15 protein-coding genes are annotated in these 19,768 nt (G+C 72.9%); 6 read left to right on the forward strand and 9 right to left on the reverse strand.

All coding sequences use genetic code 11. The annotated features are described in order from the left end of the window. Positions 1-6: 6 nt before the first annotated feature. Positions 7-1,062, reverse strand: a complete 1,056-nt coding sequence (dapE, locus tag PCC79_RS12990) for a succinyl-diaminopimelate desuccinylase (protein ID WP_232548469.1) — start codon at positions 1,060-1,062, stop codon at positions 7-9. Positions 1,063-1,168: 106 nt separating this feature from the next. On the opposite strand from dapE, the gene PCC79_RS12995 reads away from it, so the two are divergent. Next, a complete protein-coding gene (locus tag PCC79_RS12995; protein ID WP_342372072.1) occupies positions 1,169-2,383 on the forward strand; it encodes a hypothetical protein in 1,215 nt (404 codons plus the stop codon). Between the two features lie 36 nt (positions 2,384-2,419). Here PCC79_RS12995 and PCC79_RS13000 read toward each other — a convergent pair whose 3' ends face one another. After that, entirely contained in the window at positions 2,420-3,697 is a 1,278-nt protein-coding gene (locus PCC79_RS13000; protein ID WP_342372073.1) for a hypothetical protein, read from the reverse strand. Positions 3,698-3,809: 112 nt separating this feature from the next. Between PCC79_RS13000 and dapD the strand changes: the two genes are divergently transcribed. The 3 genes from dapD to tal all read left to right on the forward strand — a co-directional run bounded on the left by dapD (position 3,810) and on the right by tal (position 6,937). After that, on the forward strand, positions 3,810-4,748 hold the full coding sequence (dapD, locus tag PCC79_RS13005; protein ID WP_342372074.1) for a 2,3,4,5-tetrahydropyridine-2,6-dicarboxylate N-succinyltransferase: 939 nt from the start codon (positions 3,810-3,812) through the stop codon (positions 4,746-4,748). 5 nt (positions 4,749-4,753) lie between these two features. After that, the gene (locus PCC79_RS13010) at positions 4,754-5,626 is read left to right on the forward strand and encodes a hypothetical protein (protein WP_342372075.1); all 873 of its coding nucleotides are present in this window, start codon (positions 4,754-4,756) and stop codon (positions 5,624-5,626) included. Between the two features lie 117 nt (positions 5,627-5,743). Continuing rightward, positions 5,744-6,937 (forward strand): transaldolase, encoded by a 1,194-nt coding sequence (tal, locus tag PCC79_RS13015; RefSeq protein WP_342372076.1) that lies wholly within the window; start codon positions 5,744-5,746, stop codon positions 6,935-6,937. A 42-nt stretch (positions 6,938-6,979) separates the two neighbouring features. Here the strand turns inward: tal and PCC79_RS13020 are convergent, their stop codons facing one another. The 3 genes from PCC79_RS13020 to fdxA all read right to left on the reverse strand — a co-directional run bounded on the left by PCC79_RS13020 (position 6,980) and on the right by fdxA (position 9,032). Further along, positions 6,980-7,306 (reverse strand): hypothetical protein, encoded by a 327-nt coding sequence (locus PCC79_RS13020; RefSeq protein ID WP_342372077.1) that lies wholly within the window; start codon positions 7,304-7,306, stop codon positions 6,980-6,982. A 290-nt stretch (positions 7,307-7,596) separates the two neighbouring features. Continuing rightward, on the reverse strand, positions 7,597-8,703 hold the full coding sequence (gene dapC / locus PCC79_RS13025; protein ID WP_342372078.1) for a succinyldiaminopimelate transaminase: 1,107 nt from the start codon (positions 8,701-8,703) through the stop codon (positions 7,597-7,599). Between the two features lie 8 nt (positions 8,704-8,711). Beyond that, positions 8,712-9,032, reverse strand: coding sequence for a ferredoxin (gene fdxA, locus PCC79_RS13030; protein ID WP_232548462.1), 321 nt, complete (start codon positions 9,030-9,032; stop codon positions 8,712-8,714). Positions 9,033-9,101: 69 nt separating this feature from the next. On the opposite strand from fdxA, the gene PCC79_RS13035 reads away from it, so the two are divergent. After that, the gene (locus tag PCC79_RS13035; protein WP_342372079.1) at positions 9,102-9,689 is read left to right on the forward strand and encodes a hypothetical protein; all 588 of its coding nucleotides are present in this window, start codon (positions 9,102-9,104) and stop codon (positions 9,687-9,689) included. 709 nt (positions 9,690-10,398) lie between these two features. Here PCC79_RS13035 and PCC79_RS13040 read toward each other — a convergent pair. Beyond that, a complete protein-coding gene (locus PCC79_RS13040) occupies positions 10,399-12,159 on the reverse strand; it encodes a VanW family protein (protein WP_342372080.1) in 1,761 nt (586 codons plus the stop codon). A gap of 177 nt (positions 12,160-12,336) precedes the next feature. Between PCC79_RS13040 and PCC79_RS13045 the strand changes: the two genes are divergently transcribed. Continuing rightward, positions 12,337-13,317: an NAD(P)-dependent oxidoreductase gene (locus PCC79_RS13045; protein ID WP_342372081.1), complete on the forward strand. Its 981-nt coding sequence runs from the start codon at positions 12,337-12,339 to the stop codon at positions 13,315-13,317. A 110-nt stretch (positions 13,318-13,427) separates the two neighbouring features. Here the strand turns inward: PCC79_RS13045 and tkt are convergent, their stop codons facing one another. The 3 genes from tkt to pulA all read right to left on the reverse strand — a co-directional run bounded on the left by tkt (position 13,428) and on the right by pulA (position 19,695). Continuing rightward, complete coding sequence (gene tkt, locus PCC79_RS13050) at positions 13,428-15,500, reverse strand: transketolase (RefSeq protein ID WP_342372082.1); 2,073 nt, start codon at positions 15,498-15,500, stop codon at positions 13,428-13,430. A 104-nt stretch (positions 15,501-15,604) separates the two neighbouring features. Next, positions 15,605-16,933 carry an MFS transporter gene (locus tag PCC79_RS13055; RefSeq protein WP_342372083.1) on the reverse strand — a complete coding sequence of 443 codons (1,329 nt, stop codon included), beginning with the start codon at positions 16,931-16,933 and terminating at the stop codon, positions 15,605-15,607. 113 nt (positions 16,934-17,046) lie between these two features. Beyond that, entirely contained in the window at positions 17,047-19,695 is a 2,649-nt protein-coding gene (gene pulA / locus PCC79_RS13060; protein ID WP_342372084.1) for a pullulanase-type alpha-1,6-glucosidase, read from the reverse strand. Between the last annotated feature and the right edge of the window lie 73 nt (positions 19,696-19,768).

Below are 19,768 nucleotides of genomic sequence, written 5' to 3' on the forward strand. Positions count from 1 at the left end.
GCCCGCTCAGCGAAGCCAGCGGAGCAGGGCGTCCTGGCAGGTGTGGAGGTCGGCGACGGGGCAGAACTCGTCGTCGGCGTGCGCCTTGCCCGGGTCGGCCGGGCCGTAGTTGACGGCGGGGATGCCGAGGGCGGCGAAGCGCGCCACGTCCGTCCAGCCGTACTTGGCGCGCGGCTCGCCGCCGACCGCGGCCACGAAGTCCCGGGCCGCGGGTAGGTCGAGCCCCGGTCGGGCCGCGGCGGCGGCGTCCGTGACCACCAGGTCGTACCCGGCGAAGACCTCGCGGCAGTGGGCCTCGGCCTCGGCGATGCTCCGGTCGGGCGCGAACCGGAAGTTCACGGTGACGGTGCAGCGGTCGGGGATCACGTTGCCGGCGATGCCGCCGGCGATCGAGACGGCGTTGAGGCCTTCGCGGTACTCCAAGCCGTCGACGACGACGCGGCGGGGCTCGTAGGCGGCCAGGGTGGCGAGGACGCCGGCGGCGTCGTGGATGGCGTTGTGCCCCAACCAGCTGCGGGCGGAGTGGGCGGCGGTGCCGGTGCAGGTGAGGTCGCAGCGCAGCGTGCCTTGGCAACCACCCTCGACGCGGGCTCCGGTCGGCTCCATGAGCAGGGCGAAATCACCCTCGATCAGGTGGGGGGCGTTGCGGGCCAGGCGGCCCAGGCCGTTGCGGGCGGCCTCGACCTCCTCGTTGTCGTAGAAGATCCAGGTGACGTCGTGCCGCGGGGCGCTGAGCTGCACCGCCGCCGCCAGCGCGACGGCGACGCCGCCCTTCATGTCGCACGTGCCGCGGCCGTACACCCGGTCGCCCTCCTGCCGCGAGGGCAGGTTGCCCGCGACGGGCACGGTGTCGAGGTGACCGGCGATCACGACGCGGGTGGCCCGGCCAAGCTGCGTGCGGGCGACCACGGCGTCGCCGTCGCGCTCCACCTCCAGGTGCGCACAGGCGCGCAGGGCCTGCTCGACGGCGTCCGCGAGCGCCGCCTCGTTGCCGCTGACGGACTCGATGTCGACCAGCGATCGCAGGAGGTCGACCAGGTCACCGGTGGGGTCCAGGAGCATGTCGGCAGCGTAGCCCGGCGGAGCGGTTGCCACCGGGTTCTGGGCGGCCCCACGGGTGGGCGTGGCATCATGACTGGTGGTGCCCACACCCGAGGAGGACACATTCATGGCAGGCGACCAGCGGCCCGAGGACATCCAGCCGGACGGCCCCGTGGACGGCACGGACCCGTCCACCGAGTCGATCCCGGGTGATTTCACCGACTCCGGATGGGCCGATGCGGCACCCACCGAGGCGTTGCCGGTCGATGAGGCGTACGTCGCGGATGCGCGCGACGGGCAGCCGGACGAGGTCCACCCCGTGGCCGCCGACCCTGCGCTCACCCCCGCCGCGGCGACGGGCGGCGCCAGTGCCGCGACCGCGGTGGCGGCGCCGGCGTCCGGACGGGGCCGCCGCACGGCCTGGATCATCGGCATCCTGGTGTTGCTCGCCGCGCTGATCGCCGCCGGGTGGTGGTGGTGGGACAGCACGCAGCGCGCGCAGCGCGAGGAGGCGATCCGCACCACGGCCCAGACCTATCTGGATTCTCTCGCCGCCGCCGACGCCGAGGGCGCCCTGGCCACGCTGGCCGAGCAGCCCGCGAACACCACGCTGCTGACCGACGAGGTGCTGCAGGCATCGGTGGAGGCCTCGCCCCTCAGCGCCATCGCCGTGGGCGAGGTGACCTCCGAGGGGCAGAACGCGACGGCCGACGTGACCTACCGGATCGGTGAGGAGGACGTGGCCCTCACCCTGCCCATGACCGGTGACGGGGCGCGCACCTGGCACCTCACCGACGGCCTGGGCGAGCTGACGCTGGCGTCCACCGACCACCTCACGGTGAACGGGGCGGAGCTGACGGAGGCGACCAACCCGGTCTTCCCGGGCACCTACACCGCTGCGGCGACCAACCAGTACCTGGTGCTGAACGGCGCGACGAGCGCCTTCATCCCCAGCCCGCAGGCGGACGCGGCGACGATCACGCCGGAGTTCGCCCTCAGCGATCCCGGCCGCGAGTCGATCCTCGCCGCCGTCCGGACGCGCCTGGACGAGTGCGTCGCGTCGACCGAGACGCTGCCGGGCAACTGCCCCTTCGGGCTGGCTGCCGACGGCGCCGAGGTGTCGAACGTGCGCTTCCAGCTCAACAACGACCCGTGGGCCGAGTTCGCGCCGGCCCTCGACATGGCGGCGATGACGGCGTCCGGAACGGTCCACCTGGACATCACCGGATTCGCCACGGTGACCGCCGCCGGCCTCACCGGCGACGTCGACCAGAACTTCGCCGTCGACCGCGCCTGGAGCGTGAACCTCACCGAGGATCCGCTGGTCGTCACCTGGTCCTGACCTGCGTCAGAGCGGATCCTTCGACTGGGAAGAGACTCAGGGCGACGTCGCGTCCCAAGCGGCGCGCAACCGTGACGCCTGGGCGTCGGACGTCCCGCTGTGCTCCTCGCCGGAGGCACGGCCGTCGGCGGACGACCAGAACGAGGCGGCGCCGCCCCCCACCACCTCGAGCCGAATCGCCGCGTCCCCCTGCCACCCGATGCGTCGCACGGCACGCAGCGCGTCCGGCCACGCGTCGACCTGCGCGGGCACGCGCGCGTCGATCGCCTGCGGTGCGACGTCGAGCCGCGTCACGCCGTGCTCGGCCACCGCTTCCCGCGCGCGGGGGAACCAGGTGAGGACCTGCTCTTGGCTGCCCGCGAGCCACAGGCCCCCTGCGTTTCGCTGCCCGGAGGCGGACGCGGTGCAGCCCAGACCCAGCGGAACCGGACCGGGCAGGGGCTCCCCCAGGAAAGCCGCCGCCGCCGCGCAGTCGGCGAAGCCGACCCGGAGCTCCCCGGCGGTGAGGGTGGCCGTCACGACCTCACTGCCCCGCGCCAAGAGCTCCGCCACCACGGGGTAGTACGGCCGCGCACCCCGCTCGGTGGACACGCCGACCAGAGTGTCGCTGGTCACCCACCAGTTCGGGGCCTCGGGCAGGCGCTCGGCCAGCGCCACGACGTCGTCCGCGGACCCCACCCGCACCTCCTCATCGAACACCGTGAAGGTCGGCCCTGAGCCCGCCACCTCCGCCAGGGACGCGGCGCGTCGGTTCACCTCGTCCGGCTCGGCGGGGCCGAGCCGCTCATGGTCGCCGCGGACGGTGAGCGTGTGCCCGGGCAGCCCTTCGGCGACCGCCCCGACCGCGACCACGTCGACGGCGTCGTACTCCACCACGTCCTCGTAGTCGAATGCGGTCGAGAACTGCTGGATACCGATGCGTCGCGCCGTGGCCTGCGCGGGCAGCGGACGGTCGGCCAGATTCCACGCCTCCTCGGTCGTGGGTCGCTGGCCGTGACGAAGAGAGGTCGTCCCGCCACCGACCCGCCAGCTGACGACGGTCGCATCTCCCAAGCGTTGCCCGGCCTCATCGAACGCATCGGCGAAGCTCCGGGCGGAGGCCACGTCCTCCACGGTCACGTCCACCCGCCAGAACGAGCCGCCGAGCGAGCCGTGCTCCTCGACGACCTCGACCAGCAGGGGTTCGGGTCGCTCGCGCGCCCAGCGCTGCAGCTGCTCCCCGCTGACCCGAGGAGCCGTGCACCCCAAGGTGCCGGCCAGCAGGAGCGTCAGGATCCCGATGCCCACCAGGAGCGGGCGGGGTGGCAGGCGCATGGGTCCAGCGTCGCACACGTCCCGCCAATGGGCGCATCACCTGGGGCTCGGCACCGGCGGCGTCCGCCCCGGGGGGAGGGGGGAGCCGCCCGGCTTGGGTACGCTGACCCACATGACTGACAACGCCGCCCCCGCGCGTCCGGCCTGGGGTTGGGGCCTCGCGACGACCACCGCCGCCGGTGCCGTCCTCGACGTGTGGTACCCCTCCCCCGCGCTGGGCACCCCCGACGGGGCCGAGGCGCCGCGCGCGCTGACGGCCGCGAGCACCAGCGATGAGGATCGCGGGGTGACCACTGAGGTGGTGCTCACCGAGATCGACCTCGACGCCGCGCCGGCGTCCGTGGCGGACGCCTACCTGCGGCTCCACCTGCTGTCGGCCCGGGTGTGCGCACCCCGCACGCTCAACCTCGATGGCCTGTTCGGCGTGCTGCCGAACGTGGTGTGGACGTCCGTCGGCCCCTGCGCGGTGGAGGGCTTCGAACAGACGCGCCTCGCGCTGCGCGCGAAGGGCCCGGTCACGGTGTACGGCGTCGACAAGTTCCCGAGGATGGTCGACTACGTTGTGCCGTCCGGGGTGCGGGTGGCGGACGCCGACCGCGTCCGCCTGGGCGCCCATCTGGCGTCCGGCACCACGGTCATGCACGAGGGGTTCGTGAACTTCAACGCCGGCACGCTGGGCGCGTCCATGGTGGAGGGCCGCATCTCGGCCGGGGTGGTCGTGGGCAACGGCTCCGACATCGGCGGCGGGGCGTCCATCATGGGCACCCTGTCGGGCGGTGGCACCCAGCAGATCTCGATCGGCGAGCGCTGCCTGCTCGGCGCGAACGCGGGCCTGGGCATCTCGTTGGGCGACGACTGCGTTGTCGAGGCGGGGCTGTACGTGACGGCCGGCACCAAGGTGACCCTGCCGGACGGCGCGGTCGTCAAGGCCGTCGAGCTCTCGGGCGGCTCCGGGCTGCTGTTCTTCCGCGACTCGGTCTTTGGCGCCGTCCGCGTCAAGGACCGTCAGGGCACCGGCATCGAGCTCAACGCCGCCCTGCACGCCAACTGAGGCGCATGCGCGCGCTCCGCACCCTGCTCATCACGGTCATCCTCCTCGGGCTGGCCGCGGTGGCCGCCGGCATCGCCGTGGTGCTGTGGTACAGCTATCAGCGCCAACCGCTGCCGCTCGGCGACCAGTGCGTGGCCCGGGTGGCGGACGCCGACGTGGCCCTCACCACCGAGCAGGCGCACAACGCGTCCATCATCGTCGGGGTGTCCACCCAGCACGGGTTGGAGCCGCGGGCGGCGACCATCGCACTGGCGACCGTGTACCAGGAATCCGGGCTGCGCAACCTCGACCACGGCGACCGGGACTCCCTCGGCCTGTTCCAGCAGCGGCCCTCCCAGGGGTGGGGTACGGCGGAGCAGGTGCAGGACCCCTACTGGGCCTCCGACCGCTTCTACGACGCCCTCGTGACGATCCCGGGGTGGGAGACGGGCGACGTCAACGACGTCGCCCAAGCCGTGCAACGCTCGGGCTTCCCCGAGGCCTACCGCCAGCACGTGGAGAACGCGCGCCGCATCGCCAGCTCGTTGACCGGCCAGACCCCGGCGTCGTTCTCCTGCCGGGTGGCCAACCCGCCCGCCGGCGATCCGGCCGGCCTGGCGGCGTTCCTAGAACGGACGCTGCCGGACGACGTGTCGGTGCGTGACGCAGGTGATCGCGTCGTCGTCGAGGCACCCACCAACCGGTCCGCGTGGTCCGCGGCGCAGATCGCGGTGGCCCAGCGCGCCCACCACGGCCTGACCCGCGTGGAGCTCGGAGGCCGCACGTGGACGGCCGACCCGCGCGGCCTCGCGTGGTGGGCCGGCGAAGGATCCGGAGGCACCACGGTGACGGTCCGTTTCGACGACGTCGCCACCCCCACCCCGACGCCGGGCGGCTGAGAAATCGCCCGCCCCTGCCGGGGCGTGCCCGGGGGTATGCTGTTCGACGCTGGCGAGGGAGCCGTGCGAACTGCCGACATGGCGCCGAGCCGACCCTCCGGTCCGAAGGAGTAGAGCATGACGCACGACGACGGCAAGCCCACCCAGGCGCCCACCGAAGGCGCCACCGGCGACCGCGGTCGCGCCCGCACCACCCTGCACGAGCTGGCCGAGGCCGGCGTCTCGGTGTGGCTGGACGACCTGAACCGGCCGATGCTGGCCGACGGTGACCTGCAGGGCTACATCGACCGCGGCGTGCTCGGGGTCACCACCAACCCGACCATCTTCGCCACGGCGCTGGCTGAGGGTGAGGCCTACGCCGAGCAGGTCGCCGAGCTGGCCGGACGCGGCGCCAATCTCGACGAGGCGGTCTTCGCGATCACCACCCGCGACGTGGCGGACGCCTGCGACGCCTTCCTGCCCACCTACGAGCGCACCGGCGGGCAGGACGGCCGCGTCTCCATCGAGGTCGACCCGCGGCTGGCCAGGGACACCGCCGGCACGGTCGCGATGGCGAAGCGGCTGTGGGCCCAGATCGACCGGCCCAACCTGCTCATCAAGATCCCGGCAACGGTCGAGGGCCTGCCCGCGATCACCCAGGTGCTGGCTGCGGGGATCAGCGTGAACGTCACCTTGATCTTCAGCCTCGACCGTTACCGCGGGGTGATGGACGCCTACCTCACCGGCCTGGAACAGGCCCGCGAGCGGGGCGCCGACCTCACCACGATCCGTTCCGTGGCCAGCTTCTTCGTCTCGCGCGTGGACGCCGAGATCGACGGGCGGTTGGAGGCGATCGGCTCCGACGAGGCGCTCGCGCTGCGCGGCAAGGCCGGTCTGGCGAATGCCCGGCTCGCCTACCGGGCCTTCGAGGAGGTCTGCGCCACGGAGCGCTGGGACGCGCTGGCCGATGACGGGGCGTACGTGCAGCGCCCGCTGTGGGCCTCGACCGGGGTCAAGAACCCCGACTACCCGGACACCTTGTACGTCACCGGGTTGGTCGCGCCCCACACGGTCAACACCATGCCGGGCAAGACGCTGGAGGCGACGGTGGACCACGGCGAGCTGACGGGCGACACGATCACCGGCTCCTACGCCGAGGCCCAGCAGGTTCTCGACGACCTGGAGCGGGTCGGCGTCTCGTACGACGAGGTCGTCGACCAGCTCGAGGCCGAGGGTGTCGACAAGTTCGAGAAGTCCTGGCAGGAGCTGCTCGACAGCGTCGAGGGCGAGCTGGGCAAGGCCTCGGACCAGGGCGCCGAGGGCCGCTCCTGAGGTCGGCGACGGGTCGCCGTCCGGCCCGGCGGCTGGGTTGCCTCAGACGAGCGCGGGGCGGTCGCTCTCGATGGCGCTGGACCGCAACGACTGCAGGACCAGCGCGGCCAGGCCGGGGACGAACCACACCATCCAGGCTCCCCTGCTGCTGGCGAGTACGGCCGGCCAATCCGTGGCCGTCAGCGCGATGCCGACACTGACGCCGAGGCCCAGGAGCGCCGCCGCCCGCGCGGCGCGCGAGCGGCTCGCGAAGGCGGCCAACACCGTGAGGGCGGCGGCGATGACGAACACCCGGGACTGCCAGGCGGCAGCAGCCCCGATGTCAGCGGTCCACCCCCACCAAAGGAGTCCGACGAGGAGGACAGCCACGACGCCCCTCCCCCAGGAACGTTCAGGACTGTTCATGGTCACCCACTTCTCGCACGATGATGGCGGTCCCGCCGCGGGCGGAATCCGTGCCTGCCCCCTGGGCTTGACTCACCTGATGGTGTCTGACTCGTGAGGTGACGCTAGCGCCGGGAGAGATTTCAGGGCAAGCTCACCTGCGGAATTCGCCCTTTGGTACGAACCCACAGGGGTGGCCATTTCGTACTTTGGTAGGACGAGTTCGCAGCCGGGAGCGAGCGGGTGTGGCATGGGTGACACACCCGTCGCGCCGCTCAGCCCTGCCGCAGCCGCTCCACCGCAGCGTCGATCCGCTCGTCGGACGCGGTGAGCGCGATCCGGACGTGGCGGCGTCCGGCTTCGCCGTAGAAGTCACCGGGCGCGGCGAGGATGCCGTGCTCGGCCAGCCAGTCGACGGTGGCACGGCAGTTCTCGTCGCGGGTCGCCCACAGGTAGAGCGAGCCCTCGGAGTGGTCGATGCGGAAGCCGGCAGCCTCCAGCGCGGGGCGCAGCAGCGCGCGCCGGCGCCGATACCGCTCGCGCTGCTCGGCCACGTGCGCGTCGTCGCCCAGCAGCGCCACCATGGCGGCCTGCACGGGCCCGGGCACCATGAGCCCGGAGTGCTTGCGGACGCCGAGCAGCTCGGTGAGGATGTCTGCGCAGCCGGCCAGGAACCCGGCCCGATAGCCGGCGACGTTGGAGCGCTTGGACAGCGAGAAGGCCGCGATGAGGCCGTCCAGCGATCCGCCATTCACGGCCGGGTCGAGCACGCTGACGGGCTCGGCGTCCCACGCGAACTCGCCGTAGCACTCGTCGGACGCGAGCACTGCCCCGGCCGCACGGGCGGCGTCCACCCAGGCCGCGACTTGTTGAGCGGTCAGGATGGCGCCGTGCGGGTTGGCCGGGGAGTTGATCCAGATGAGCCTGGGCTGCGCGGCCGCCGCCTCCGCCGGGTCGTCGGTGGCGAGCACCTCCGCCCCGGCGATGCGGGCGCCGACCTCGTACGTCGGGTAGGCGGTGGTGGGGATGACGACGACGTCACCGGCGCCCAGGCCGAGCTGGAGCGGCAGGTGCGCCACCAGCTCCTTGGTGCCCACGACGGGCAGCACATTCGCGTCCTCGAGGGGCACGCTGTTCCAGCGCTGCTCGGCGTACGCGCGGATCGCCTGCCGCAGCGCCGGCGTCCCCCACACCGTCGGGTAGCCCGCCCAGGCGGACGCCGCGTCCCCCAGGGCGTCGACGGCGAGGGCGGGGACGGGGTCGACGGGCGTCCCGACGCTGAGGTCGACGAGACCGTCGGCATGGGAACGGGCGCGCTCGCGCGCGCCCGCAATCGTGTCCCACGGGAAGTCGGGCAGGCGGCCCGAGAGGGGCTCGCTCACGCCCCGGGTCACTCGCCCTGGGGCGGCAGTGCCTCGACGAGCGCGTGGTCGGCGTCGATCTTGCCCATCTTGGCGGCACCACCCGGGCTGCCGATGGTGTCGAAGAACTTGACGTTGGCGTCGTAGAACTGTGCCTGGTCCGCCGGCACGTCGTCTTCGTAGTAGATGGCCTCGACGGGGCAGACGGGCTCGCACGCACCGCAGTCGACGCACTCGTCGGGCTGGATGTACAGCATGCGGTTACCCTCGTAGATGCAGTCGACAGGACACTCCTCGACGCAGGCGAGGTCCTTGACGTCGACGCACGGCTGGGTGATCACGTAGGTCATGTATCCGCTCCTGTAGTTCGGGCTCGCTGGGGCGTGCCCGCTCATCGTACCCCGCACGAAAGGCCCCTTGTGAACGACACCGCTCCCGATCTCATCGCCACCCTCACGCTACCCCTGCGGGTGGGGGAACGGGTGAGCCTTCTGGTGGCTGACGAGGCGGGCAAGCGGGAGGTGATGGGGTTCGTGACCAGGTTGACCGAGGCGGCCGTCGCCGTCGTCGACCGACGTGGCACCGAGCATGCCGTGGCCCGTTCGGACGTTGGCGCCGCCCGCCGCGTCGCCGTGGCGCTGGGGCGCAACCCGGTGGCCACGCCCCGTTCGCTGCTGGACGACCTGGCCGCGCGGGCCGGCGTGGCGGGGGTGCCGTGGGTGGCGCGAATCAGCGCGTTGCTGGCGGATCGGACGCCGCCGGCTGCGGTGCCGGCGTGGGGGGCTGCCGCGGACTTCGACGGGGTGGCGGCGCGGTTCGAGGGCGAGTGGGTGACGCTCGGCGGCGGCTCACCGGCGATCTGGGTGGACGCCGCCTGGTGGGCCACCCGCATGGGGGCCCGCTCGATCCAGGTGCGGACGTCCGACCCCGCCGTCGCAGCGGCGTTGGCGTCGTCCGGTTTCACCGAGCTCGGGCAGGCTGACTCCCAGGGGCCCTCGGGCGGCTGAGGTCTCCCGGACGGTGGGTCGCAGGTGCTGCGGTCCTGGTGGCGCAGGGCCCGTCCTGGTAGACCGTGCGCACTCGTGGCGCCACAGCTCGCCCCGTGGCCCGGGGCGGCCCGGGCTCCGGGGACGGCGCGACACGCACACTCCGGCCTCAAACTCCGCCTCTACCCCTGCCCCCGTGGTCTCCCCTGCCGTCCCGAGCGCCTCCCTGCCCCTCCGGACGCCTCCCTGCCGTTCGCGCACTCCCCTAGCGTTGCAACGCTAGGGAGGAGGGCTTCGGGCGGGGCGGCGCGCCCACCGGCAGGGAGGCGCCGTCAACGACAGGGCGGCGCGCCCACCGGCAGGGAGGCGCCGTCAACGACAGGGCGGCGCGTCCACCGGCAGGGAGGCGCCGTCAACGACAGGGTGGCGCGTCCACCGGCAGGGAGGCGCCGTCAACGACAGGGAGCAGCCGCGTCCCCGCCCGTCCGACCGCGTTCACGTGGCGCACTCCGACCGCGTTCATGCGGCGCATTCCGACCCCACGTGGCGCACTCCGCCCCCACGTGGCGCACCAAGAGCACACGTGACAGTGACGCGCGCCACGTCACCTCATGTGCGCCACGTGACGCACCCGTGGACGCCGCCGACCCCGACCCGGGGCCACCGCGGCCCGCCACGTCCCACAATCGGCGCGCCCCAGCTCAGCGCCCCACAGTCGGCGCGCCCCAGCTCAGCGCTCGATGCGATCCGCCCGGGCGTCCGGGTTGGTGCACACCACGGGGGTCAGGGTGTTGTACGTCCACTCGAAGGGTTCGGTGCGCACCACCGCACCGTTCTGCCGGAACACCCGGTCGAAGTTCACCGTGAATCCCCTCATGCCGCTCTGCGGGCTGCACACGGCGGCGTCGCTGCGAATCGTCTCGCCCGGGCTGCGGAAGTTGCTCTGCACCGGGTCGGTGGCCGTCACGTCGTACACCATGGTCGACCAGATGCGCACCGTGACGGTGCCCTGACCCCCCACCTCGGGATTGTTCGTGAACGCCTGGATCAGCACGCCGTAGTCCGTGTCGTTGCGGAACTTCATCTCCACGCTGTTCCAGTCCAGCGTTGCCTCGCGGCCCATGGGGTAGCGGCTGAAGTACAGCGAGTGCGGCTTGTGCACCACGTCCTCCAGGCCCGCGAAGAAGATCGCGTTGAACAGCGTGGTCGTCGTCTGGGAGATGCCGCCGCCCATGCGCTCCACGATGCGACCACCGTCGATGGCGCCGCCGGCCTTCCACCCGTTGGCCAGGGTCCGCTCCCCCAGCGCCGCGTTCATGCTGAACGTCTCCCCCGGCAGCAGCAGCGTGTTGTTGATCAGCCCGGCCGACTTGCCGATGTTGTTCACCCGGTAAGCCGTGGCGGGGAAGCGTGTGGTGAATTCGCCGGTGATCTCGCGGACGCCGAGCGCCTCGGCCTCGGCAGTGGTCAGGTCGGGCTCCACCTCGGCGATCGTCACGCTGCCGGTCCGCTCGTCGGTGCGCGTCATCGCCTCGCCGACGGCGCGGGCGAGGTCCTCCTTCGCCACGCCCAGCCCGTTCTCGCCAGGCACGACGACGGGGGTCCCGTCGCGCAGCTCGATCGTGGCGTCCTTGGCCTGCTGCAACCCCAACCCCTCCATGGCGGGCTCGGCCTGGTCCAACAGCGTCTCGGCGTTCAGCTCGGGGGCCAGCGCACCGTCCGCCGGCACGAAGCTCAGCGACGCGCCGATCATCTCGGGCGTCACCTGGAACCCCCGATCCCCGGTCTGGATCGTCACGGGCCCGCTCAGCGCCGGCACCGCCACGGTGTCGCGCGCCTGTTCGGCCTCGGCGGTGGTGATCTCCGGCTCCGTCTCGGCCACGACGGCGTCCACCCGGGTCGCGTCCAGGTAGGCGTCCGCCACCGCGTCCGCCGTGGCCGCCACATCCAGCGCCCGGCCGTTCGAGCCCTCCTGCACCACGGGCGCGTTCGCCTCGATCACGAGCCCGGCGTTCACCGGATCGGCGTTCGTCAACTGCGCCAGCTCGGACGCGACCGCCTCCAGCGTCGGCTCGTCCCGCGCCACCACGGCGTCGACGCTCCGCCCACCAGTGAGGCTGTTCCAGATATCGACGGGATTGAAACTCTTCTCCACGTCGGCCTCGGCCACCGACGCGGCGTAGTCGACGGACAGGCCGAACTCGGCCGGCGTCCGCGTCAGCTCCTCCTCCCCGGACGCCAGCGTCATCGGCTCCTCCGCCCGCGCGGTGAGCTCTTCGCTGAGGCGCGTCTCGGCCTCCGGCGCGGCGAGGCGGCCGACCTCCACCCCCTCGATGGTCGTGTTCGGCGGCAGCGTCTCCCCGGACAGGGCGTAGCCCACACCGTAGGCACCCCCGAGCAGCAGCAGCGTCCCACCGGCAAGGGCGGCGTACAGGGGGCCGCGGCGTCGCCTGCGGGCCGGCTCGGTCACGTCGGTGGAATCGGCGGTCATGGTGCTCCCAGTGGTCCGGTGTCGTCGACCCATCGTAAGCGGGGTGCGGCCGGCCCATCGAATTCACGGCGAGGCAACAGCCGGACTGGGGGCGGCGCGGGTCGACAGCCCCGGGCCCCGGCCCCCTACGCTGGGCCGGGCGCCGCCACCGGGCGGGGACAGAAGGGGAGATCACTCGTGCGCGCACTGGTGCTGGGGGGCACAGGATTCCTCGGGGCCGCGCTGTGCCGGCGGCTCGTCGCGGACGGCCACACGGTCACCTCGGTGTCCCGGACGCCCCCCCGCCCCGACGTCCCCCCCCCCCAGGTCACCATCCGGTTGGCCGACGCCGCCCACCTCGACGAGGCCGGGATGCGCGCCCTCGTCGACGGTCAGGACTGGGTGGTGTACGGCATCGGCCCCGACGACCGCGGCTCCATGGGCCCCGACGCCGCGGCCTTCCTCACCCACGAACTCGTCGAGCCCACCGAACGGATGGCCCGCGCCTGCCGCGACGCCGACGTCCGCTGCCTGCTGCTGCTGGGCTCCTACTTCGCCTCGGGCGGACGCGCCGACCCCGCCTTCCGCGCCCGCCACCCCTACGTGCACGCCCGCCTCACCCAGCACGAACGCGCCGTCGCCGCCGGCGGGGACGACCTGACGGTGTGCACCCTGGAGATTCCGTACGTGTTCGGCGTCCAGCCCGGCACGCGGGCGGTGTGGCGCGGCGCCTATGACGCCATCGCGCGCGTCCCCGTCCTCCCCCGCGTCGACGGCGGGACGTCCGCGGCCACGCTCGCCTCGGTGGTGGACGCCGCCGTGGCCCTCCTCGAGCAGGGCCGCCACGGGGGCTCCTACCCCGTCACCGACGGCGAGCTCCCCTGGAACCGCTGGATGCAACTCGCCCGCGAGGAACTCGGCCTGCCCGTTCGGTTCGTGCCGTGGCCCCGCGTGCTGACGGACGCCGTCGGCGCTGGCCTCCTGCTCGGCCAGCGCCTGCGGCGCCACCAGGCCGGGTTGCAGGCCTCCCGCCTGGGCGGCGACGTGGTGCACACCCATCGGATCGTCGACGGCGCGGCGACCCGCGCGGAGCTGGGCCTGCCGGACCGCTCGGGCGACCTGGAGAACCAGATCCGCGCCACCGTCCGCGCGGTCCGCGACTCCAGCGGCACCCCCTGACCCCCGCCACCGACACCACACGAGCCCCCGGCGCGCACGCCGGGGGCTCGGTGGGTCTTGCGTGACGGCCACCGCGCACGGCGGCCGTCACGAAGCTCAGGGTGTCGCTCTCAGTCGGTCACCAACTCCATGGCCTTCGCGGCCACGGCGTCGGCCGTCACGCCGTACTTCTCGAACACGACCTTGCCGGACGCGGACGCGCCGAACTGGTTGATGCCCACGGCCTCGGTGTTCGCGCCGAGGAGGTCCTTCCACCCGACCGTGACGCCGGCCTCGACGACGACCTTCGGCACGTCGGCCGGCAGCACCTCGGCCTGGTAGGCGTCGTCCTGGTCGTGGAACCACTCCACGCACGGCAGGGACACGACGCGCGCCGGGACGCCGTCGGCCTCCAGCTTCTCGGCGGCAGCGATAGCCACCTCGAGCTCCGAACCGGTGCCGACGAGCACGACCTTCGGCGCGGCCGAGGCCTCCTTGAGCACGTAGCCACCCTTCGCGGTGTTGCTGGCGGCGGCGAAGCCGGTGTCCTCGCTCCGATCGAGGGTCGCCATGTCCTGGCGCGACAGGATCAGCGCGACCGGGCGGTCCGTGATCCGCAGGATCTGCGCCCACGCCTGGGCCGTCTCGTTGGCGTCACCGGGGCGCACCACGTCGAGGCCCGGCATCAGCCGCAGGCTCATGATCTGCTCCACCGGCTGGTGGGTCGGGCCGTCCTCGCCGACGCCGACGGAGTCATGCGTCCACACGAAGATGCTCGGCGCGTTCGACAGGGCCGCGAGGCGCGGCGTCGTGCGCATGTAGTCGGAGAACACGAGGAACGTGCCGCCGTAGGCCCGGGTCAGGCCGTCCATGGCGATCGCGTTGATGATGTTGCCCATCGCGTGCTCGCGAATGCCGAAGTGCAGCGTCCGCCCACCGACGGCGCCGGGGAAGTCGTGGCTGCTGCGCTCCTGCGGCAGGAACGACTTCACCCCCGACATCGTCGTGTTGTTCGAGCCCGCGAGGTCGGCGGAGCCGCCCCACAGCTCGGGCACGGCCTCGGCCAGCGCCGACAGCGTCTTGCCGGACGCCGACCGCGTCGCCATCTTCCCCGGCTCGAACACGGGCAGCGCCTCGTCGAGCCCGGCGGGCGCCTCGTGGCGCAGCAGCCGGTCGAGCAGCTCCGCCTTGTCGGCGTGCGCGGAGCGCCACTCCTCGTAGCGGGGCTCCCACTCCTTCTTGGCCTCGGCTGCGCGCTGGCGCGCGTTCTCGCGGGTCTGGGCCACGAGGTCGGCGTCGATCGCGAACGGCTCGGGCTGGAAGCCCAGTTCCTTCTTCAGCGCCGCCACCTCGTCGGCACCCAGCTTGCTGCCGTGGACGCTGTGGTCGCCGGCCTTGTTGGGCAGCGGCCAGCCGATGATCGTGGTGACCTTGATGAACGACGGCCGGTCGGTGACCTGCTTGGCGGCCTCGATCGCGGCGTACAGCTCCTCGACCTTCTCCTCGTACGTGGTGAAGTCGTTGGTGAAGTCCACGTGCTGGGTGTGCCAGCCGTAGGCGTCGTAGCGGGCCTGCACGTCCTCGGAGAACGCGATCTTGGTGTCGCCCTCGATGGAGATGCGGTTGTCGTCGTAGAACAGGATCAGGTTGCCCAGGTTCTGCGTGGCCGCCAGCGAGGACGCCTCGCTGCTGACGCCCTCCTGCATGCAGCCGTCACCCGCGATGCAGTACACGAAGTGGTCGAACACCGAGGTGCCGGGCTCGGCGTCGGCGTCGAACAGCTCGCGGTTGCGCCGCGCGCTCATCGCGAAGCCGACGGCGTTCGCGACGCCGGCGCCCAGGGGGCCGGTGGTGCACTCGACGCCGTCGGTGTGGCCGAACTCGGGGTGGCCCGGGGTCTTGCTGCCCCACTGGCGCAGGCCCTTCAGGTCGTCGAGCTCGAGGCCGTAGCCGGCGAGGTAGAGCTGGGTGTACTGCAGGATCGAGGCGTGACCCGCCGAGAGCACGAACCGGTCGCGGCCCAGCCAGCGCGGGTCGGCCGGGTCACCCGCCATCACCTTCTGGTAGAGGAGGTACGCGATCGGCGCGAGGGAGATCGCGGTGCCCGGGTGACCGTTCCCGACGTTCTCGACGGCGTCCGCCGCCAGCACGCGTGCCGTGTCGACGGCCGTCGCGTCCGAATCGGTCCAGGTGAGAGAAGCCATGGTGCCCTTCCTTGGGAGAGTGAGCTCTGCACGCCCAAGGCTAGGTCATCGGCCGTACGCCCCGCCCGTGGTGTCGCGCTGTTGCCTCCCGCCGCGGCCCGAGGTCAGGCGTCCGCCAGCGAGCGGCCGCGTTGCTCGGGCAGGCCGAGGGCGGCCACCGCCCCCACCGCGAAGGCTGTTCCGAACACACCGAACAGCAGCACCATGCCCCCGGCAGCCATGAGTGGCGGCACGATGAGGGGCGCCAGGATGGACGCGATGCGCCCGAACGCCGCCGCCGCGCCGGTGCCGGCGCCACGGATCGACGTCGGGTACAGCTCGGGCCCGACGGCGTACAGCGCGCCCCAGGCGCCGAGGTTGAAGAACGACAGCAGGCAGCCGGAGAGGAGGATCATCGTCTCGGTGGCGGCAAACCCGAACAGCGCGGCGGCCACGGCGGATCCGGCGAGGAACACCGCGAGGGTGACGCGGCGTCCCCACACCTCGATCAGCCACGCGGCGGCCGCGTACCCGGGCAGCTGCGCGAGCGTGATGATGAGGGTGAACTGGAAGCTGCGCACCAGCGTGAAGCCCTGCTCGTGCAGCAGGCTCGGGATCCAGATGAACGCGCCGTAGTAGGACAGGTTGATGCAGAACCACACGGTCCACAGCGCCAGGGTGCGGCGGCGCAGGCCGGGCGCCCAGATCGAGACCGTGCCCTCCATCGTGGCGGGGGCGAGGTCGGGGCTCGGCACGCTCTTCACGCCCGCGGACGCCTCGAAGGTGCGCACGGACGCCTCCGCCTCGGCGAAGCGCCCCTTGCTCTCCAGGAACCGCACCGATTCGGGCAGGCCCCAGCGCACCACGAGGGCGTAGGCGGCCGGGACGAGGCCGATGGCCAGCGCCCAGCGCCACCCGTCGGGGCTGGTGGGGATGAGGAAGTAGCCGATGAGCGCGGCGAGGATCCAGCCGACCGCCCAGAACGCCTCCAGCGCCACGACCACACGGCCGCGAATCTTCGCCGGGGCGTACTCGCTGACGAGGGTGGACGCCACGGGCAGTTCGCCGCCCAGCCCCAGCCCGACCAGGAACCGCAGCGCCAACAGCATCGCGACGGAGGTGGACAGCGCGGCCGCGCCCGTGGCCAGCCCGTAGACCAGCAGCGTCAGCGCGAACACCTGCCGCCGGCCGATGCGATCGGCGAGCAAGCCGCCCAGCGAGGCGCCGAGCGCCATGCCGACGAAGCCGATCGATCCGATCCAGCTGAGCGTGGTGGAGCTCAGCTGCCAGTGGGCGGCCAGGGCCGCCATGACGAACGAGATCATGCCCACGTCCATGGCGTCCAGGGCCCAGCCGATGCCCGAGCCGAACAGCAGCTTGCCGTGCGCGCGGCTGAAGGGCAGCCGGTCGAGGCGTTCGGAGCGCGTCAGCGTCGTGGTGGGTTCAGCGGCCATGTCGGGCCTCCTGGTGTGCGGACCCCGCCATCGGGATCGGTCGGCGCCACATTAATGGTCACCCAGGCAAGAAAACCAGACCCCGCGCGCCGGGCGGGACCCTGACCCGCCCCTCACCGCGGGTGCACGAACACCGCGCAGGTCCAGGCCGGCAGGGCCAGGACGCCGTCGTCGCAGCGGGCCCGGCGCACCACGGCGTCCGCGCCCGCCTCGTGGGCGGGGTGCACGGCCCAACCGCCGGCCCGCATCGCCGGGACCTCTTGGCGCACCGACCAGGCGTTGGCGTTCACGGCGACGGCGATCGCGTCCCACCGCGCATCGACACCCTCGCCGCGCCGGTCGTCCAACAGCATGACGACGACCCCGGAGGTCTGCGCCCACGTCCCCGAGACCGGGAAGGACACCTTGGCCTCGATCTGCGCGGCACTGCGCAGCCGAAACAGCTTCGAGGAGGCGCGGATGCGCAGCAGGTCGCAGGCCGCCTCGTGAGCGGCGAGCATGGCGCCCGCGTCCGGCTTGAGCGACGGATCGGCCAGCAGCGGGCGCATGAATCGCCAGTGGGCGGCGTTGTCGGACGCGGGCGGCAGCCCGGCGCCGAAGCCGTTGTCGGCCAGCGTGAAGTCGAGGTGGTTGAACCAGTCGCCGGAGTCGAAGCTGTTGCGGTCCAGCGACTTGCTGCGCAGGAAGTCCGACCCCGCGTGCCACATCACCGGGCTCTGCCCGAGCGTGGCCAACGCCAGGCACACCGTGTTGACGCGGACGCGCTGGGCCATCGGCACGTCGGGGGGCAGCTTCATGGTGATCGCGTCGAACAGCGTCTCGTTGTCGTGGGCGTCCACGTAGCTGATCACCTCGTCCGGCTCGTCGGCGTAGCCGGCGGGCTGGCCGCGATAGGCGAGCTGGTCGCCGCGGACGACCTCCCCCGTCTCCTGCGAACGGAACCGGAACGCCCGCAGGGTGCCCGCCAGCCCGAGCTGGACGAGATCGGCGTCGCGCAGCAGTTGCTGGCCGCGGACGCCGGCGTCGCCGTTGACGGCCGCCCCGTTGGGCGTCGTGACCAGCCCGGTGCCGAAGCCCTGCACGCGGGGGTCGTCGTCGAAGGGCGCGCCGCCCCGCACCGCGTCGCGCAGCCGGTCGGAGAACGTGCCGATGCCGGTGCCGCCGAGCTGGCCCTGGGTGGCCTGGACGAACCGGGTGTTGTCAGCCACCTCGCCGAAGTTCCAGCCCTCGCCGTAGAGGGTGACGGCGCGGCCGTCCACGCCGTCGGCGTCGGGGGTGAGGGCGTCCAACGCAGCCCGGACGCGCTCCATCGTGGCTCGGCTGTGGTGGCCCATCAGGTCGAAGCGAAACCCGTCGACCCGGTACGCCCGCACCCAGTGCACGACCGACTCCACCATGAGCTTCTCCGCTATCGCGTGCTCGGTGGCGACGCCGGGGCAGCACGTGGAGTGTGACACCTCGCCATCACGATCGTGGCGGTGGTAGTAGCCGGGCACGAGGCGTCCGAGCACCGAGGTGGCGCCCTGCCCGGACCCGTCGGTGTGGTTGTACACCTGGTCGAGCACCACGCGCAGCCCCAGGCCGTGCAGGGCCCCGATCATGGCGCGCACCTCCCGCGTGCGCCCCGCCCCGTCGACGGCGCCCGCCGTGGCCAGCGAGCCCTCCGGCACCTGGTAGTGCCACGGGTCGTAGCCCCAGTTGAATGAGCGCCGCGGCGTCCGCACCACGCCCTGGGGTCCCTCGGAGTCCGGGGCCGCGCTGCGAAGCGCGGACGGGTCGGGGTGGACCTGCCGGGCGGCGTCCTCCTCCACCGAGGCGTAGTCGAAGATCGGCAGGAGCTGCACGGTGTTGAGCCCGGCCGCGGCGAGGCGCGCGAGATGGCGGCGGCCGTGACCGTCTTCGGTGAACGCGGCGTAGGTGCCGCGCAGCTCCGGCGCGATGAGTTCGTCGCTGCGGCTGAAGTCGCGCACGTGCAGCTCGTAGGCCACCTGGTCGACGGCGTGGCCCAGCAGGGGCGACGGCGTGTCCTCCCATACGGGCGGGCGCAGGGCCGGGTCGTCCAGATCGGCGATCACGGAGCGCGTCGAGTTCACCGTGAGCGCCACCGAGTAGGGGTCGGTCACGCGGTTCTCCACGACGCGGCCGAACGTGGGCGCGAACACGGTGACGGCGTACTGGTAGCGGGCCTCCGCCCAGTCGGGTGCACCCGTGATGCTCCACGTGCCGTCGGACGCCGGCGCCATGGCCAGGCGTCGGGGCGCGTCGGTCGAGGCCGCGCCGGAGGGCCAGAGCAGGACGTCGACCTGCCGGGCCGTCGGCGCCCACACGCGGAGGGAGGGGACGCCGGCGTCCCAGCGCAGGCCAAGGCGCGCGTGGACGGCCTCGGGGTACAGCCGGTCGAGCACCGGCCCGTTCTGGACGCCGGACGCCTCGACCAGCGTCCCGGACGCGTCGTGCGCGGCCACCACGACCTGCCCGCGAAGTGTCTCGGCGGCGTCCACGCCCGGGGGCAGCCACAACGCGACGGCCCGGGCCAGGTGCGGGTGCTGGGCGACGATGTCGTCGGGCAACGCCGGCTCCACCGCGAGGGGAAACGTCTGCCACGCGACCGGCTCGGCCGCGCGCGGGTCGATGCCGCCCTCGGGCGCGGCGTGGAGCGCCCAGTCAAGGGCGGACGCCGCGTGCTCGCCGAGCGCGCAGGGTGGCCAGGCGAGCAGGTCGGGGGTGAGCCAGATGCCGCGCGCCAGGGTCAACTCGAGCATGGCCCGCATGGTACGACGCCCGACCCGGCCGGGGTCGGTGCACCGCCGCGGCTCGGCGTGACCCGATCGCTTC

Origin of the sequence: Propioniciclava soli (assembly GCF_038502305.1) — a bacterium.
Lineage (GTDB): Bacteria > Actinomycetota > Actinomycetes > Propionibacteriales > Propionibacteriaceae > Propioniciclava > Propioniciclava soli.

Coding starts and splice junctions, on each gene's coding strand:
- dapE (WP_232548469.1), bottom strand. CDS start 1,062: ATGCTCCTGGACCCCACCGGTGACCTGGTCGACCTCCTGCGATCGCTG.
- PCC79_RS12995 (WP_342372072.1), top strand. CDS start 1,169: ATGGCAGGCGACCAGCGGCCCGAGGACATCCAGCCGGACGGCCCCGTG.
- PCC79_RS13000 (WP_342372073.1), bottom strand. CDS start 3,697: ATGCGCCTGCCACCCCGCCCGCTCCTGGTGGGCATCGGGATCCTGACG.
- dapD (WP_342372074.1), top strand. CDS start 3,810: ATGACTGACAACGCCGCCCCCGCGCGTCCGGCCTGGGGTTGGGGCCTC.
- PCC79_RS13010 (WP_342372075.1), top strand. CDS start 4,754: ATGCGCGCGCTCCGCACCCTGCTCATCACGGTCATCCTCCTCGGGCTG.
- tal (WP_342372076.1), top strand. CDS start 5,744: ATGACGCACGACGACGGCAAGCCCACCCAGGCGCCCACCGAAGGCGCC.
- fdxA (WP_232548462.1), bottom strand. CDS start 9,032: ATGACCTACGTGATCACCCAGCCGTGCGTCGACGTCAAGGACCTCGCC.
- PCC79_RS13040 (WP_342372080.1), bottom strand. CDS start 12,159: ATGACCGCCGATTCCACCGACGTGACCGAGCCGGCCCGCAGGCGACGC.
- tkt (WP_342372082.1), bottom strand. CDS start 15,500: ATGGCTTCTCTCACCTGGACCGATTCGGACGCGACGGCCGTCGACACG.
- PCC79_RS13055 (WP_342372083.1), bottom strand. CDS start 16,933: ATGGCCGCTGAACCCACCACGACGCTGACGCGCTCCGAACGCCTCGAC.
- pulA (WP_342372084.1), bottom strand. CDS start 19,695: ATGCTCGAGTTGACCCTGGCGCGCGGCATCTGGCTCACCCCCGACCTG.